Annotated in this window: 16 protein-coding genes; 8 read left to right on the forward strand and 8 right to left on the reverse strand. The window is 36.5% G+C overall.

Going from position 1 to position 16,097, the window contains the following annotated elements:
- Complete coding sequence (gene pckA / locus BXY82_RS02670) at positions 1 to 1,617, reverse strand: phosphoenolpyruvate carboxykinase (ATP) (protein ID WP_133756633.1); 1,617 nt, start codon at positions 1,615 to 1,617, stop codon at positions 1 to 3.
- Positions 1,618 to 1,678: 61 nt separating this feature from the next.
- Entirely contained in the window at positions 1,679 to 2,074 is a 396-nt protein-coding gene (locus BXY82_RS02675) for a DUF423 domain-containing protein (RefSeq protein ID WP_133756634.1), read from the reverse strand.
- Positions 2,075 to 2,158: 84 nt separating this feature from the next.
- On the opposite strand from BXY82_RS02675, the gene BXY82_RS02680 reads away from it, so the two are divergent.
- Positions 2,159 to 3,523 carry a saccharopine dehydrogenase family protein gene (locus BXY82_RS02680; protein ID WP_133756635.1) on the forward strand — a complete coding sequence of 455 codons (1,365 nt, stop codon included), beginning with the start codon at positions 2,159 to 2,161 and terminating at the stop codon, positions 3,521 to 3,523.
- Positions 3,524 to 3,579: 56 nt separating this feature from the next.
- The gene (locus BXY82_RS02685; protein WP_133756636.1) at positions 3,580 to 4,050 is read left to right on the forward strand and encodes an Lrp/AsnC family transcriptional regulator; all 471 of its coding nucleotides are present in this window, start codon (positions 3,580 to 3,582) and stop codon (positions 4,048 to 4,050) included.
- Between the two features lie 59 nt (positions 4,051 to 4,109).
- Here the strand turns inward: BXY82_RS02685 and BXY82_RS02690 are convergent, their stop codons facing one another.
- The 4 genes from BXY82_RS02690 to BXY82_RS02705 form a co-directional block, all read right to left on the reverse strand.
- Positions 4,110 to 4,835, reverse strand: a complete 726-nt coding sequence (locus tag BXY82_RS02690) for a Bax inhibitor-1/YccA family protein (protein WP_133756637.1) — start codon at positions 4,833 to 4,835, stop codon at positions 4,110 to 4,112.
- A 103-nt stretch (positions 4,836 to 4,938) separates the two neighbouring features.
- Positions 4,939 to 5,631 carry a zinc metallopeptidase gene (locus BXY82_RS02695; protein ID WP_133757398.1) on the reverse strand — a complete coding sequence of 231 codons (693 nt, stop codon included), beginning with the start codon at positions 5,629 to 5,631 and terminating at the stop codon, positions 4,939 to 4,941.
- 218 nt (positions 5,632 to 5,849) lie between these two features.
- Positions 5,850 to 8,861, reverse strand: coding sequence for a leucine--tRNA ligase (locus tag BXY82_RS02700; RefSeq protein WP_133757399.1), 3,012 nt, complete (start codon positions 8,859 to 8,861; stop codon positions 5,850 to 5,852).
- Between the two features lie 292 nt (positions 8,862 to 9,153).
- Positions 9,154 to 9,708, reverse strand: a complete 555-nt coding sequence (locus BXY82_RS02705; RefSeq protein WP_166643244.1) for a porin family protein — start codon at positions 9,706 to 9,708, stop codon at positions 9,154 to 9,156.
- Between the two features lie 260 nt (positions 9,709 to 9,968).
- Here BXY82_RS02705 and BXY82_RS02710 point away from each other — a divergent pair, with 260 nt between their 5' ends.
- The 5 genes from BXY82_RS02710 (at position 9,969) to BXY82_RS02730 (ending at position 13,919) form a co-directional block, all read left to right on the forward strand.
- A complete protein-coding gene (locus BXY82_RS02710) occupies positions 9,969 to 10,847 on the forward strand; it encodes a cell division protein FtsX (protein ID WP_133756639.1) in 879 nt (292 codons plus the stop codon).
- A 229-nt stretch (positions 10,848 to 11,076) separates the two neighbouring features.
- A complete protein-coding gene (locus BXY82_RS02715; protein WP_133757400.1) occupies positions 11,077 to 11,346 on the forward strand; it encodes a DUF3098 domain-containing protein in 270 nt (89 codons plus the stop codon).
- Between the two features lie 67 nt (positions 11,347 to 11,413).
- On the forward strand, positions 11,414 to 12,211 hold the full coding sequence (gene uppP, locus BXY82_RS02720; protein WP_133756640.1) for an undecaprenyl-diphosphatase UppP: 798 nt from the start codon (positions 11,414 to 11,416) through the stop codon (positions 12,209 to 12,211).
- Between the two features lie 2 nt (positions 12,212 to 12,213).
- A complete protein-coding gene (truB, locus tag BXY82_RS02725) occupies positions 12,214 to 12,906 on the forward strand; it encodes a tRNA pseudouridine(55) synthase TruB (RefSeq protein ID WP_133756641.1) in 693 nt (230 codons plus the stop codon).
- Positions 12,907 to 13,133: 227 nt separating this feature from the next.
- Complete coding sequence (locus tag BXY82_RS02730) at positions 13,134 to 13,919, forward strand: energy transducer TonB family protein (protein ID WP_243835662.1); 786 nt, start codon at positions 13,134 to 13,136, stop codon at positions 13,917 to 13,919.
- Positions 13,920 to 13,990: 71 nt separating this feature from the next.
- Here the strand turns inward: BXY82_RS02730 and BXY82_RS02735 are convergent, their stop codons facing one another.
- A complete protein-coding gene (locus BXY82_RS02735) occupies positions 13,991 to 14,623 on the reverse strand; it encodes a thioredoxin family protein (protein WP_133756642.1) in 633 nt (210 codons plus the stop codon).
- A 90-nt stretch (positions 14,624 to 14,713) separates the two neighbouring features.
- Between BXY82_RS02735 and BXY82_RS02740 the strand changes: the two genes are divergently transcribed.
- Positions 14,714 to 15,277, forward strand: a complete 564-nt coding sequence (locus BXY82_RS02740) for a DNA-3-methyladenine glycosylase I (protein ID WP_133756643.1) — start codon at positions 14,714 to 14,716, stop codon at positions 15,275 to 15,277.
- 76 nt (positions 15,278 to 15,353) lie between these two features.
- On the opposite strand, the gene aat is transcribed toward BXY82_RS02740, so the two are convergent.
- The gene (aat, locus tag BXY82_RS02745; RefSeq protein WP_133756644.1) at positions 15,354 to 15,980 is read right to left on the reverse strand and encodes a leucyl/phenylalanyl-tRNA--protein transferase; all 627 of its coding nucleotides are present in this window, start codon (positions 15,978 to 15,980) and stop codon (positions 15,354 to 15,356) included.
- Positions 15,981 to 16,097 lie beyond the last annotated feature (117 nt).

Below are 16,097 nucleotides of genomic sequence, written 5' to 3' on the forward strand. Positions count from 1 at the left end.
TTAAAACGCATAGCGTTGCGGACCACCTCTTCTGATTTCCTCACTTGCAAAACTTTCAAATTTCTTAAAGTTTTCCCTGAAGGCATTTGTCAACTTAAATGCCGTCTTATAATATGCCTCATCATCATTCCATGTGGTTCTCGGACTCAACACCTCACTAGGCACACCTGGGCATGATCTTGGTTGAGCCACCCCAAATACAGAATGGATATGGTAATCTTCGTACGTATAGTCCTTTAAATCGCCATTCAATACTGCATTTATCATGGCTCTTGTATACTTCAGTTTCATTCGTGTTCCAACACCGTAAGGTCCACCGGTCCACCCCGTATTTACCAACCATACGTTAACACCAGTTTCTTGAATTTTATCACTTAGCATTTCTGCATATTTTGCAGGATGAAGCGGCATAAATGGAGCGCCAAAACACGCTGAAAAGTTTGGAACAGGTTCAACCACACCAGCTTCAGTACCAGCAACCTTTGCCGTATAGCCGGAAATAAAATGATATGCTGCCTGACTTGGAGTCAATTTAGAAATTGGAGGCAAGACGCCAAAAGCATCTGCCGTTAAAAAGAAAATGTTCTTAGGATTTTTTCCAATTGATGGCACCACCGTGTTATCTATATGGTCTAACGGATAACTTACACGGGTATTTTGAGTAATAGATACGTCTTCAAAATCAACCCTACCGTTAGCATCTAAAATGACATTTTCTAAAATAGCACCTCTCTTGATGGCATTAAAGATATCTGGCTCATTTTCTTCACAAAGGTTAATCACTTTTGCATAGCAACCACCTTCAAAATTGAATACGGTATTTTCTTTGGTCCAACCGTGCTCATCATCACCAATTAAACGTCTGCTAGGATCGGCGGACAAGGTCGTTTTTCCTGTACCTGATAAACCGAAGAAAATTGCAGTATCATCATTTTTACCAACATTTGCACTGCAATGCATTGGCAACGTATTTTTAAATACTGGCAAAATAAAGTTAAGAGCTGAGAAAATGCCTTTTTTAATTTCTCCTGTGTAACCAGTGCCTCCAATTAACGCAATTTTTCTTGTAAAATCTAAGATAGCAAAGTTATGCTGGCGCGTTTTATCCACCTTCGGATCTGCCATAAATCCAGGAGCATTTACAATAGTCCACTCAGGAATAAAATTTTCCAATTCCTTTTCTGATGGACGCAAAAACATGTTGTAAGCAAATTGATTACTCCAAGCATACTCATTAATAACTCTGATATTTAATTTGTAATTTTCATCAGCGCAAGCATAGCTATCCCTTACAAAGATTTCTTTTCCTGACAGGTAATCGGTTACTTTATCATATAATTTTTGAAAATCATCTGGATCAAATGCAATATTGACATTTCCCCACCATACACGATCCTTAGTGATCTCATCCTTAACAATAAACCTATCTTGTGGAGACCGTCCTGTAAATTCTCCTGTGTTGATTGCCAGAGCTCCAGAAGATGCTTCAACGCCTTGCCCTTTGGCAATTGCAATGTCATGAAGTCTATCAGGGTGTAATTGGTAATGTACTTCGGCATTTTTAATACCGTAATCATCTAACGAAATCGATTTCGTAGTTTGGGTGTTATTGGCCATAATAATATTGTGTTGTTTGTGGCTACAAAATTAGCAATTATTTTAAAGTATGCACTTCTTTTTAGGATTTATAACGATTCTCTTTTAAAATGCCAATCAGCACTAATATCCAAGCACAAATCAATAAAAGCCCTCCTATTGGTGTGATAAAGCCTATACTTTTAAAATTGATAGCGGTAATTTCCATAGTAGCCAATCCATAGATAGACCCAGAGAAAAAGAGTATCCCAATCACTACTAGATAATAGATAACCTTTTTTATTTTTTCCTGAATTATTCCGGTTGTTCCTAAAAACAATAAAAATAATGCATGGTACATCTGGTAGCGAACGCCAGTTTCAAATGTTTGTTGCGCCTCTAAAGATATCAATTGTTTTAGACCATGTGCCCCAAATGCCCCTAATCCAATTGTGATGATTCCTAAAACCGCAGCTGTGATTAAAATTGTTCTATTCATATTATTATTGTATGCCTTCAATAACCAAATGTTATTTAGTAAATTCGTGGTAATTAATTACAAAACTACTCAAGAAATCCCATTATGCGAAAGATATTAGTTATAGGTTCAGGAAAATCGTCTTCATACCTCATAAAATATTTATTAGAGAAATCCATCCCTGAAAATTTACATATCATTGTTGGCGATATAGACATCCATAATGCCAGCAAACTCATTAATAATCATGAACATGCTCAGGCTATTACACTGGATGTATTTGACAGACAATCACGTCAAAATGCTATTGAAAATGCTGATATAGTCGTTTCTATGCTTCCGGCAAGGTATCATATTGAAGTTGCCAAAGACTGCATTACTTATGGCAAAAATATGGTAACCGCTTCTTACGTAAGCAAGGAGATGGAAGACCTTGATATGGCCGCAAAAAATAAAGGTTTGGTATTTATGAATGAAATTGGGGTGGATCCCGGAATTGATCATATGAGTGCCATGAAGGTTATTGATAGCATCAGAGACAGAGGCGGAAAAATGATTTTATTTGAATCATTTGCCGGCGGATTAGTAGCGCCTGAAAGTGACAATAACCTATGGAATTACAAATTTACCTGGAACCCAAGAAATGTTGTGGTTGCTGGACAAGGTAGTGCTGCAAAGTTTATACAAGAAGGCAATTATAAATATATTCCTTACCACCGATTATTTAGGAGAACAGAGTTTTTAGATGTGGATGGCTATGGCCGCTTTGAAGCTTATGCCAATAGAGATTCTCTCAAATACCAAAGCGCATACGGTTTAGATAGCATCAAGACACTTTATAGAGGTACCATGCGTCGTGTAGGTTTTAGCAGGGCATGGAACGTATTTGTGCAATTAGGAATGACGGATGATAGCTATACCATAGATGACAGTGAAAACATGAGCTATCGCGATTTTGTCAATGCTTTTTTGCCTTATAGCACTACAGATTCAGTTGAACTTAAGTTTAGACTCTCACTTAAAATTGATCAGGATGATATTGTATGGGAGAAGTTTGAGGAATTAGATATTTTTAACCGTAATAAAATGGTAGGCCTTAAAAAAGCTACCCCAGCCCAAATACTCCAAAAAATATTAATGGACAGTTGGACCCTACAAGACCATGACAAAGACATGTTGGTAATGTACCATAAATTTGGCTATGAACTTGATGGAAAAAAACATCAAATTGATTCCACAATGGTTGCGCTTGGCGAAGATATGACATATACAGCAATGGCTAAAACGGTGGGACTACCCGTAGCAATTGCTACTTTAGCCATCCTTAACGGCACCATTAAAACACCGGGGGTTCAAATTCCGATTACTAAGGAGGTATATGGACCGATCCTGTCAGAATTAGAAGCTTTTGACATTAAATTTACAGAAAAAGACGTGCCTTATTTAGGATACAATCCACTTAATGTATAAGCGGTTTAAGTAATATATCTATATTTAAAAAATTCCGAATATTTCGGGGAGTGTATATGAAAATAGTTAATCAAAACATCCAAATTGATGGTATCGATAAAAAGATCCTGCGAGATTTAATGCAAGACGCTAGGACCCCAATTTTGGAAATTGCGAGAAATGTAGGCATCTCAGGCGCTGCAATACACCAACGCTTAAGAAAATTGGAAAAATCAGGTTTGATATCAGGGTCAAAATTTGTTATCAACCCGAAGGTATTGGGCTATACTACAATGGCATTTGTTGGCATTTATTTAGACAAAGCAATGAGCAATCCTGAAGCCGTAAAACAATTACAAAAAATTCCAGAAGTGTTAGAATGTCATTACACCACGGGAAACTGGAGTATTTTGATTAAAATACTTTGTAAGGACAACGAACATTTGATGCACTTGCTTAATAAAGAAATTCAGTCAATTGCTGGAGTATCCAGAACCGAAACCTTTATTTCCTTAAATCAGCAGATTGACCGACAAATTCAGATATAGCAACATCCATAACAAAAAAACTCCTGAGAAATCAGGAGTTTTTTAATCTCTATTAAGATTTAATCTCTCGACATGAAAATTTGAAGCACATACCAAAACAGCAACATTAATGATGCAAATAATCCTAAAGCTGCAGGAATGTAATCTTCAGAAGAATATTTATTTACCAAATTAGAAGTTTGGTATAAAATAGAACCACCTGCCAACAGGCACATCCCTACAGAAAACCATAATCCGAGATTGAACCCAAATAACATGCCAGCCACAATTAACCCAATGGCTATAAAAAAGCCTACGGTTAAACCTGTTTTAAGAAATGAGAAATCCTTTTTTGACACGAAAACCACGGCAGACAACCCTGTAAATAAGGCTAAGGTTACAATAGCAGCCTGATTTAAAATCTCCGGACCCGAATCCATGTAATAGGCGGCAATGTAAATTAGCGGTACAAAAATAAAGGCCTGTGCAAGAATGTAGAGTCCGAAAGCTAAATACTGTATATTCTTATCAGTAGATTTCATTGTCATCCGTTCTGCATAACTGGTTATAAACATAAAACCTCCCAACATAAGGAGCCATTTATAACCTTCAGTCATGGATAAAGCAAAATTGACAATTGTCTCACTTTGCAGTAATAAATATTCAAAAATGATAAAAACTAAAACGCCGCCGGCCACATGTCCATAGGTTTTTTTATAAAAATCGACGCGTTCAGCGTCAGATGTGTGTATTAATAGCTTCGTATCAAAACTATTAAAAGGACTTTCAGTAGGTTGTTGTTCCATAACTATAGGAGTGTTGTTGTTAGCAAATAAAAATAGGAAAAAAAATGAGCCGAACAACAATTGTTTGCGTAAGGTCCACTTTTTATTAAACTACTACTTAGATTTAATTTCTATTTCCAAAAACCTGCATTGCCCAATATAACAACGATGCTAAAGCACCAATGGCAGCAACCAAATAAGTTCTTGCAGCCCATTTAAGCGCATCTTCACTACCAGCATACTCTTCTGGGGTCAACATATTTTTACCTTTTAACCAAGCTAAGGCCCTATTACTTGCATCATATTCAACTGGTAAGGTTATAAAACTAAACAGGGTAGCAAAGCCCATAAAAACCAAACCTGCTACGGCAATATAATAGCCAAAACCAGCGCCAGCCGCCGCCCCTAAGACCAAACCTCCAATAACCAACCATTGCGACATTCCTGAAGTAACACTTACCACAGGCACCAATGCTGAACGCAGTTTTAAAGCACTGTAAGCCTGCGCATGTTGTACTGCATGTCCACACTCGTGAGCCGCTACGGCCGCAGCTGCAGCATTGCGTTGCATATACACAGATTCACTTAAATTTACCGTTTTATTTGCAGGGTTGTAATGGTCTGTTAATTGTCCTTTCACAGAAATTACCTCCACATCACTAATGCCATTATCAGCAAGCATCTTTTCTGCAATTTCTTTACCGCTCATACCATTTCTCAATTGGATTTGCGAATATTTTTTGAACTTTCTTTTTAATTGATTGCTAACCAACCAGCTAATCAGTGCAATTCCACCAATTAAAATCCAATAGCCCATGCCTATTCCTCCCATATTATTTTGTTTTAAAATTTAAATTAAAGATAACAAAAAGTACGCCAATTTAGCATACGGAAATTTTGTCAGCTACTTTTTAAATCGGGTGTTTCTAAAAAAAGGAATCTTACGATATTATATCGTTTTCTTAAACCACCACGTCTACTTTCTACATTATAATAGTAGTTACTCCCCCTAAACCAATTGATATAAGTATGATATCAACCTACTATATTCACTATTTTTCCTGGAACGATAATGACCTTTTTAGGAGTTCTACCTTCTAATTGAGCGATGGTCTTTTCATGTGCCATGACCGTTTTCTCGATGTCGTCTTTACTCATGTCCAATGGTAATTCTAAGGTAAATTTCATTTTCCCGTTGAATGAAATAGGGTAATTTTTACTACTCTCTACCAAATGATTAGCGTCAAATTGTGGAAATGCCGCAGTTGAAATGGATGCTTCATGTCCTAATAAACTCCACAATTCTTCGGTAATATGTGGTGCATAAGGTGACAGTAGCACCAAAAAGGGCTCTAAAACAGCCTTACTTGTACATTTTTGTGCTGTCAATTCGTTTACCGCAATCATAAAGGTTGAGACAGATGTGTTAAAGGAGAAGTTTTCGATATCTTCTTCTACCTTTTTAATGGTTTTATGAAGGGTTTTCAGATTGTCTTTGCTAGGTTCAGCATCGGTAATATTTAAACCGGAGTCGCCCATATACAATTTCCATAATTTTTTAAGAAATCCATGTACACCCGTAATGCCAGCGGTATTCCATGGTTTAGCTTGTTCTAATGGTCCGAGAAACATTTCGTATAATCGCAGACTATCAGCACCATATTGCTCACAAATGGCATCCGGGTTAACCACGTTGTATTTGGATTTGGACATTTTTTCGACCTCGCGGGATACTTTAAAAGTATCATCTGAATCAGTATCTAAAGTTATGATTGCTCCAGTGTCACTAACAAATATTGCATCCTTATAATCGTCACCAAATTCACTATCACTTTTTAAACCTTGTATGTCCAATTCGTCAGATGCATTAACATATTGTACTTTCACGTGTGTGGGAGAAACTCCAATTGTAAATGGTCTAGCAAATTTTTGGTCTTTATTTTCGACACTATAATGGTTAGCAATAATTTCCATTAGTTGTTTGGCCTTCTCAGCATCAGATATTATTAAATCAGCATAAGGTTTCGAAACGAAAAAGTCAGTATGAATTGTTTGAACGTCCTCAGAACCGTCAAAATCACCTGTTGCTACAATTCTACCTACAAAAGCACTAGTTCCCAAAATCATCCCTTGGTTGATCAGCTTTTTAAAAGGTTCTTCAATACTAACAAAACCTCGATCTTTTAAAAATTTAACCCAAAAACGAGAATACAATAGATGACCCGTTGCGTGTTCACTCCCCCCAATATATAAATCGACATTTTCCCAATAGGTTAAGGCCTTTTCCCTTGCAAAAACGTCATCATTGGTTGGGTCCATATATCTAAAAAAGTACCACGAACTTCCTGCCCATCCTGGCATGGTGTTCAACTCTAATGGAAAAACCGTCGTATTGTTTACTTTCTCATTGTCAACAACAGTATTGCTTTCTGTACACCACGCCCAAACATCAGCACGCCCCAAAGGTGGCTCGCCAGTTTCAGTCGGCAAGTATTTTTCTACTTCAGGTAAACGTATAGGCAAATGTTTTGTATCTATCATTTGCGGCATTCCGTTAACGTAATACACCGGGAATGGCTCCCCCCAATAGCGTTGACGGGAAAATACTGCATCTCGTAAACGGTAATTGGTTTTTCCTTCACCTTGATTTAACTTTTCAAGTGCTACAATGGCTTTTTTCGTCGCTTCTTTATAAGATAGGCCATTCAAAAAGTCAGAGTTCGCAATAATGACATTGTCTTTCGCGCCATAGGCCTCTTCAGAAATATCAATACCTTCAAAAATATTAGGAATTGGAATATTAAAATGATTTGCAAAGTCGTAGTCACGTTGGTCTCCACAAGGCACTGACATTACTGCGCCTGTGCCGTAGCCTGCTAGCACGTAGTCTCCAATCCAAACTGGGATTGGCTCTTTTGTAAACGGATGCTCAGCATAGGAGCCTGTAAATGCTCCTGTAATGGTTTTAACATCTGCCATACGATCGCGCTCACTGCGTTTAGCAGTAGCTTTGATGTAAGCCTCTACTTCCGCTCTCTGGTTGTCAGTTGTAATTTTAGAAACTAAATCGTGTTCAGGTGCCAAGGTCATAAAACTAACCCCGAAAATGGTGTCAGGTCGAGTTGTAAATACTGGAATCTTATATTTAGCGCTACCTGTATCATTAGGAATGACATTGAAAGTTACGCTAGCACCAACTGATTTACCAATCCAATTGCGCTGACTTTCCTTTAACGAATCGGTCCAATCAATCTGGTCCAAACCTTGTAGCAGACGTTCGGCATAGGCAGAAATACGCATGCTCCATTGGGTCATTTTCTTTCGTATTACGGCATGACCGCCACGTTCTGAAACCCCATTGACTATCTCATCATTTGCTAAAACCGTTCCTAAAGCCGGACACCAGTTGACTTCAGTTTCTGCCAAATAGGTTAAGCGATATTTTAAGAGAATTTCTTGCTGTTGTTCAATTGAAAACGCATTCCATTCAGATGCAGTAAACACTTCAATTTCATCATCACACACCGCATCGACCTTCGCATTGCCATCCGTTTCAAAAACTGTGATTAAAGTATCAATGGACTCAGCCTTATCAGAACTGTTATTGTACCAAGATTCAAATAATTGTATGAAAATCCACTGTGTCCATTTGTAATATGCAGGGTCAGAAGTTCTCACCTCTCTACTCCAATCAAAAGAAAACCCAATCTGATCTAATTGACGTCGATAGGTTTTAATATTCTCTTCGGTCGTAACCGCGGGATGCTGGCCCGTTTGGATGGCATATTGTTCCGCCGGCAATCCAAAACTATCATACCCTTGTGGATGCAATACATTAAATCCCTTATGACGTTTATAACGCGCATAAATATCGCTCGCAATGTATCCTAACGGATGTCCAACATGCAAGCCTGCCCCACTTGGGTAAGGGAACATATCCAATACGTAATATTTTGGCTGATCACAATTGTTTTTGGCTCTAAATGTTTGATTTTTAGCCCAATGATCTTGCCACTTTTTTTCGATCTCGTTAAAATTATAATTCATAGGAATGCCTGAATACACAGGTATATTAATTTATAGCTATGTGGTTAAATGCTTATCAACAAAACATGATGGTAACAATCAAGCGTTTTGCAAAAAGCGTCTAAAAAAGCATTTATTTATGCCAACATGACAATTTAAAATATCGATATGCTATAGCTTCTTAAAATGTACTGATTTAGAGGCGCAAATTTAAGAATTAGAGCTCAAACAGCCTATTAAACGGCCCAAACTATTTAAAACAAAAAAGCACCCTGAAATGTCAGAGCGCTATAATTATTTAATTGGGCTGAATTTAGAATTTGTATCCCATAGAAAATTGCAATACGCTGTTATTTAAATCGCCATACACTTTACTAACCCCTAAATTATATCGTGCATGACCAAAAAGGTTGTTTTTAAAGTCCATTCCCACCCCAATATTAAGTCCTAAATCGAAATTTTCTGCACCTGTATCAATTTTAGAATCAGGATCACCAACAAATTGAGCGGTATCATTGATTAAAAATGATGCCTGCGGACCAATATCTAAGCTAAACACCTTTGCAGGAAAGAACTTGAACATGAGTGGCACTGAAATATAATCTAAGTTATTCCTATAAGAACTTCCACGTTTAAGACCCTGTCTGGAAAACAGAAGTTCAGGTTGCAATCCAAAAAGTCCTCTTCTAAAGATAAATTCAGTGATAAAGCCCGCATGAAAATTTACCATATCTGTCCTTCCCGAGCCGTCTCCACTTACATTTGCAATGTTCAAACCTACTTTTGCTCCATAATTGATGTCTTGTGCACTACCACTATGTGAGAAACCAAATACTGACAATAGGGTTACAATCATTATTTTCTTCATATACATGAGTTTTTAAAAGTATGTATGTAGTAACTGAAAGAGTAAGAAATTATTGTCTTTTCAGAAATCAAAAAAATCAAAAATAGCAATTTTTAAATGTCTATATAAAAATCAACCTTCTGACTTTGGACAATTACACCATTATTATCATTACAATTTAACTATGTGACACACTATTATATCAGTATTAAAATTTTAAACGTTGTAAACTCTAAGAGAACAGATTTCTTTTATATTTTTACAACTTCAACTAAAATTGTATGAGTACATCTTTTGATAGGTATCAGAAACGCAAGTTAATCTCGTCTTATTTTTCTGTAGTAATAAGTATCGCATTGGTCCTGTTTTTATTGGGATGTTTGGGACTCTTGGTTTTAAACGCCAAAAAAGTTGCTGATCATTTTAAAGAACAGGTAGTGGTGACTATATATTTAAACGATTCTGCAAAAGAGGTTGAAGTTAATCAGCTAGAGAAAAGTCTAGCTATGGCAGAGTATACCAAGAGTACAGAGTACGTTTCCAAGGAAGCCGCTGCGGAATCAATGAAAGCAGAAACTGGTGAAGATTTTATGGATTTTGTGGGTTACAACCCGTTGCAAAACTCTATAGACGTGCATTTAAAAGCCGACTATGTCACAACAGAAACACTAACATCCATTATTGACGAACTATCGAGTAAAAAATTTATTGAAGAGATAAGGTACGATAATGATTTGGTAGAATTAATGAATGACAATGTTAAGAAAATAACCTTTTGGGTATTGGTTATTAGTGCCATCTTCACACTAATTGCCGTGCTTCTCATCAACAGTTCTATACGGCTCGCGGTCTATTCAAAACGATTTATTATCAAAACCATGCAGATGGTGGGGGCTACAAAATCATTTATCCGCAGACCTTTTATTTACAAAAGTGTTCAGTTAGGCATTATAGGTGCCATTATCGCATTAATTGGCATGGGTGTTGTTTTATATTATTTAGACCAAACCTTTGTAGAATTACAATTATTATCCAATCCTATACTTTTAGGCGGATTGTTTGCTGCCATCTTCCTTTTAGGAATTCTTATTACATGGATTAGCACGTTTATAGCTACGCAGCGCTTCTTGAATTTGAAGACAGACGCTTTATATTATTAGGTACACTTCTACCAACTATTGTTATGCCATGAAGTTTTGGCTAAAGTGCACAATATGATCTATGTAATTTAACAGCATGTTAAAGCACTCAGTGTTCAATGTTAAATTACGCCTACTGACACTAGATAAAACTTTATAAGTTCTTAGTAGCACTCAAGTATTTAGATACTATTAACGTAAAGTTTTAAATAAAACCGTTAATTTGCATCCTATTATTATTGCAACAATCATGGGAGAAAAAAAACGCAAAGAAAGCGCCAATAACAACTTTATTTTCGGAAAGAAGAATTATAAATTTATGCTGATTGGCTTAGGCATTATTGCACTCGGATTCATTTTGATGTCCGGTGGAGGCAGTGATGATCCCAATGTATTTAATCCTGAAATTTTTAATTGGAGACGCATCAGATTAGCGCCAACACTAGTTCTTATTGGTTTTGGAGTTCAAATTTATGCCATCTTGTTGAACCCTAACAAGAACGAACCTCCAAAGTTATAATCCTTTTCATAAAGCCAAATTCTCATTTCTTAATTTGGATACTTAATCTTACACACCAAATCACTGCATGGATTTATTAGAAGCTATACTATTAGGTATTATACAAGGACTTACAGAATTTTTGCCCGTATCATCCAGTGGACATTTAGAAATTGGCAAAGCCATTTTGGGAGATAATTTTGAGCCAAAAGAAAGCTTACTTTTTACAGTGGTACTACATTTTGCAACAGCATTAAGTACCATTGTTATTTTTAGGAAGGATATTTGGAGCATCCTAAGAGGTGTGTTTAAATTTGAATGGAATGACGACATGCAATTTGCCGCTAAAATTGCGCTTTCTATGATTCCGGCAGTTATTGTAGGTCTTTTTTTTGAAGAAGAATTGGAATCTCTGTTTGGCAACAATATATTATTTGTAGGATGCATGTTAATAGTTACCGCGCTCCTGTTATTTTTGGCTGACAAAGCTAAAGATACTGACAAGAAAGTGAGTTTCAGTGATGCTTTTGTTATAGGCATTTCTCAAGCCATTGCCATGCTTCCAGGAATTTCACGATCTGGTGCCACAATATCCACCTCAGTTATTTTAGGAAATGATAAAAGCAAGGCGGCTCGCTTTTCATTTTTAATGGTCGTACCCTTAATTTTAGGCAAAATGGCCAAGGACGCTTTAAGTGGTGAAATTTCTTTTGACAGCTCCAATTCATTACCATTGCTTGTTGGATTTATTGCTGCATTTATTTCAGGACTTTTCGCCTGCACTTGGATGATCAAATTGGTCAAGAAGAGCAAGCTCACCTATTTTGCAATTTACTGTGTTATTGTTGGGGTAATTGCAATTATTTTTTCACTTTATAACCACTAATTGTGACAGCTGAAGACTATCTTACAGGTCAAGTTTTACTCATTGACAAACCTTTACATTGGACCTCTTTTCAAGTGGTTAATAAATTGCGATGGGAAATTCGACGCGCATTTAATATAAAAAAAATTAAAGTAGGACATGCGGGAACATTAGATCCTTTGGCAACAGGATTATTGGTGATATGCACGGGTAAAATGACCAAGAAGATTGACAGTTTTCAAGCTCAAATAAAAGAATACACAGGCACTTTTGTACTAGGCAGCACCACCCCGTCTTACGATTTGGAAACTGATGTTGACCAAACCTTTCCTACGGATCATATAACTGAAAACCTAATTCAAAATGCTACGTCACAGTTTATTGGAGAGATATCTCAGTGTCCTCCTGTATTTTCAGCATTAAAAAAAGATGGTAAACGCCTCTATGAATTTGCAAGAGCTGGTGAGGAAGTAGATATACCATCACGCCAAGTACATATTTCAGAGTTTGAAATTACGCGTATAGACGGCGTAGAAGTTGACTTTAGGGTAGTTTGTAGCAAAGGTACCTATATCAGGTCTTTGGCTAATGATTTTGGAAAAGCACTACATTCAGGGGCTCATCTTTCGGTTTTGAGACGTACTAAAATAGGAGATTTTGATGTTGAAAATGGTATAAGCGTTGAAGACTTCATCAAATCTCTACCTTCGGAATAATAATTGCTGTTTCATTTGTACATGTATCATCTCATTATAGGAGTTACAGCAGAATTGAAAAGCATTTAAATGACCTTTTAATCGGAAGCAACAGTATCAATAATTTATAATTATACTATAAATAAAACTTTCAGTTTTATTGGTCTTTATGGTTTTTTGATCTTTTTTACCTATTTTGACGTATATAAATGTGCAACATCTAAACGATTTTTAAACATATTATTTTTTTGGAATTAATAGAAAGACATAAGGCCTTAATAATTACCATACTTATTAGCAGTACACTTGTAATGGCAATGTTTGCTATTGGCATTAAAAAAAATACAGAAGTTATAGCGGAAAGTTATTATGAATTGCCACCGCCTCCTACTCCAGAAGAACAAAAGCTTTTAGAGGAAATGGCGATGAATGATCCCAATATTTCAGAAACAAACAAAGCTTATAATTCCGCTAATGATTTTAAGGAGGTCATGAAGAACTTCAAGTCGGTTAATTCTAATGAATTAAATGAACATTCAAAACAAACAGAGACTGAAGCTACCGAAGTTCCTGACGAAGTAAATGATGTAGAAAACACCATCACCACTGAAGATCATTCAGTCAGTGAGAATGAACTTTCTTCGTACAGTAAAATTAATAACGTAATTGCCATGCGGTCAGCTCAAAAACGAGCGTCGGCCAAGTCTAACGGGAATAATTCCACTAACAATTTAGCCAATAATTCTTCTGTTAACACCAATAGTAGCGTGTCTTATAGCTTAGTAAACCGCAAAGATAAGCACTTGCCACCTCCGGTGTATTTGTGCGAAGATAGCGGTAAAGTTGTTATCAATATTACCGTAAATGCATCTGGAGAAGTTATAGATGCCTATGTAAACAATTCCTCTACCTCCAAAAATGCTTGCTTAGTAGATAGCGCGCTACAGTATGCTAATGAAGCACGCTTTAGCCCTGATGCTTCTAAAAATAAGCAAATTGGCTCCATCACCTATTATTTTAAAGGTAAAAATTAAAGAAGGGTTTCCATCTTCAGCCAGAAAATAAAAACCCTTATTATTATAATGCAAAACATTTCTTGAAAATCTTAAGACACGCCCAACAATTGTAATAAATCTATTATGGTGTGCTGTCCTTTATCCTTGTTATACCATCCTTGTAAAATTTCTTTAAATTCTTCAGTGATAGCGCCATGATCTCTTTTATAAGATTCCACTAATTGTGTCGCTTCTGCTGGTCTTGGACCAAAAGTACCTCTTACAGTTCCTGATGCATTATCAATCATAATCAACTTAGGAATGGATTTACCACCATTGGTCAAAAATTGCTGCATCAAGTCATCATGATCATCGCGTAATACCAATTTCAAATCGATATTGGGATTTAATTCGGCCACTTTATTAATTGCCGGAATAACATGAGCAGCATCTCCACACCAACTTTCAGTGAGCACTAACCATGTTACACGTTCTTTAAATGCAGCGATTTTTTCTTGCGCATCTACAGGCACCTTTAATGTTTTATCCCAACGTTTCATGCGTTGTTCATTTAAAGCCGTGTATGCCACCATAGCTTCACTTTTATCTAAACCTGTAGTGGAATGACTCTCCGTCAGCTGGCCCATCAATGCGCGATACGCCGCATATGTCATACTGTTCTTTATGCTGTTTGTAATACTAGATTCTAATTGAGTTTCGAGGTTGTGTGTTAGTGTATCCATTGATATATTTTTGATCAAATTTAGGTTAAATTTACCTATTTGTGAGTAACTGTTGTTACATTAGTAGTATCAAAAAAAATACCTTACAAAATGGAAAAACAGAGATGCGGATGGTGCCAAGGCGACGCTCTATATGAGAACTATCATGATAGAGAATGGGGCGTTCCTGTTAAAGATGACGCTACACTTTTTGAGTTTTTAATTTTAGAAACTTTTCAGGCGGGATTGAGCTGGATAACCATTTTAAGGAAACGAGAAAATTTCAGAGCTGCTTTTGATAATTTTGATTATAAAAAAATTGCCACTTATAAACAAGACAAAATAGATAGCCTCCTGCAAAACACCGGTATTATTCGTAATAGACTTAAAGTACAAGCAGCCATAACCAACGCCCAGGCCTTCATGAAAATTCAAGATGAATTTGGCTCTTTTGCTAATTATTTTTGGGAATTTGTAGACGGAAAACCAATTAAAAACGAAGTCAAAAACTATAAAAAAGTGCCACCAACTACAGCATTGAGCGATACCATTAGTAAAGATTTAAAAAAACGCGGATTTAAGTTTGTAGGAAGCACGGTAATTTACGCGCATATGCAAGCTACCGGAATAGTGAATGATCATGAAGTAGACTGCTTTAGATATGAAGAAGTATAAACACCCTTTAAAATTGAAATCTGAAACTGATTAAACAACCATTGGGCTAAAGACTTTTGACCATTTTCGTTATAGGTTATTCTAAAAATTTTAAAAATGCTTCACGTTCAATTTCCTCTGCACCCAAGCTATCCAAATGCTTGGTGTACACTTGGCAATCTATCAACTTATACTGCGTATTCTGAATAAAAGTGATAAAGGCTGCTTTGCTTGCATTGCTAACTTTAGCAAACATGCTCTCACCGCAAAAAACACCATTGTTTAAATCAACACCATACAAACCACCAACTAGTTGCTCGTGTTGCCAGACCTCAACAGATAATGCATATCCTAATTGATGTAATTTAATGTAAGCTGAAATCATGTCTTCAGTAATCCAGGTGCCTTCCTGTCCTGGGCGTATAGCCTCTGCACATGCTGTGATGACCGCTTTAAAATTTGTATTAATTGTAATTTTAAAATCGGTGTTCCTTAAAAATTGGCGCATACTTTTAGAAACTTTTAACCGGTTAGGATATAATACAAAACGTGGATTAGGAGACCACCATAAAATAACCTCATCATCATCAAACCAAGGAAATATACCACTGCTATAAGCCAACAAGAGCCGTTTTACAGACAAGTCTCCACCAATAGCCAACAAGCCTTCTGGCGTGGCCTTCTCAACCTTTGGGAACTCTATTTTATCTGATAGTATTATCATTTTATTAATATTAAGATTAAATATCACAAAAAAACCTCAATGCTAGAAACATTGAGGTTTTTTTTGAATGCTTACTTACTACTATTTAGTCAGGCTAAAATTTGAGTATGTGCTGTT

The organism is Gelidibacter sediminis (assembly GCF_004364975.1).
Taxonomy (GTDB): domain Bacteria; phylum Bacteroidota; class Bacteroidia; order Flavobacteriales; family Flavobacteriaceae; genus Gelidibacter; species Gelidibacter sediminis.

Excerpts from the sequence above, each read along its gene's own strand:
- BXY82_RS02700 (WP_133757399.1), bottom strand. The coding sequence starts at position 8,861 with ATGAATTATAATTTTAACGAGATCGAAAAAAAGTGGCAAGATCATTGG.
- BXY82_RS02675 (WP_133756634.1), bottom strand. The coding sequence starts at position 2,074 with ATGAATAGAACAATTTTAATCACAGCTGCGGTTTTAGGAATCATCACA.
- BXY82_RS02695 (WP_133757398.1), bottom strand. The coding sequence starts at position 5,631 with ATGGGCTATTGGATTTTAATTGGTGGAATTGCACTGATTAGCTGGTTG.
- pckA (WP_133756633.1), bottom strand. The coding sequence starts at position 1,617 with ATGGCCAATAACACCCAAACTACGAAATCGATTTCGTTAGATGATTAC.
- BXY82_RS02735 (WP_133756642.1), bottom strand. The coding sequence starts at position 14,623 with ATGGATACACTAACACACAACCTCGAAACTCAATTAGAATCTAGTATT.
- aat (WP_133756644.1), bottom strand. The coding sequence starts at position 15,980 with ATGATAATACTATCAGATAAAATAGAGTTCCCAAAGGTTGAGAAGGCC.
- BXY82_RS02690 (WP_133756637.1), bottom strand. The coding sequence starts at position 4,835 with ATGGAACAACAACCTACTGAAAGTCCTTTTAATAGTTTTGATACGAAG.
- BXY82_RS02680 (WP_133756635.1), top strand. The coding sequence starts at position 2,159 with ATGCGAAAGATATTAGTTATAGGTTCAGGAAAATCGTCTTCATACCTC.
- BXY82_RS02715 (WP_133757400.1), top strand. The coding sequence starts at position 11,077 with ATGGGAGAAAAAAAACGCAAAGAAAGCGCCAATAACAACTTTATTTTC.
- BXY82_RS02740 (WP_133756643.1), top strand. The coding sequence starts at position 14,714 with ATGGAAAAACAGAGATGCGGATGGTGCCAAGGCGACGCTCTATATGAG.
- BXY82_RS02705 (WP_166643244.1), bottom strand. The coding sequence starts at position 9,708 with ATGAAGAAAATAATGATTGTAACCCTATTGTCAGTATTTGGTTTCTCA.
- uppP (WP_133756640.1), top strand. The coding sequence starts at position 11,414 with ATGGATTTATTAGAAGCTATACTATTAGGTATTATACAAGGACTTACA.
- BXY82_RS02710 (WP_133756639.1), top strand. The coding sequence starts at position 9,969 with ATGAGTACATCTTTTGATAGGTATCAGAAACGCAAGTTAATCTCGTCT.
- BXY82_RS02685 (WP_133756636.1), top strand. The coding sequence starts at position 3,580 with ATGAAAATAGTTAATCAAAACATCCAAATTGATGGTATCGATAAAAAG.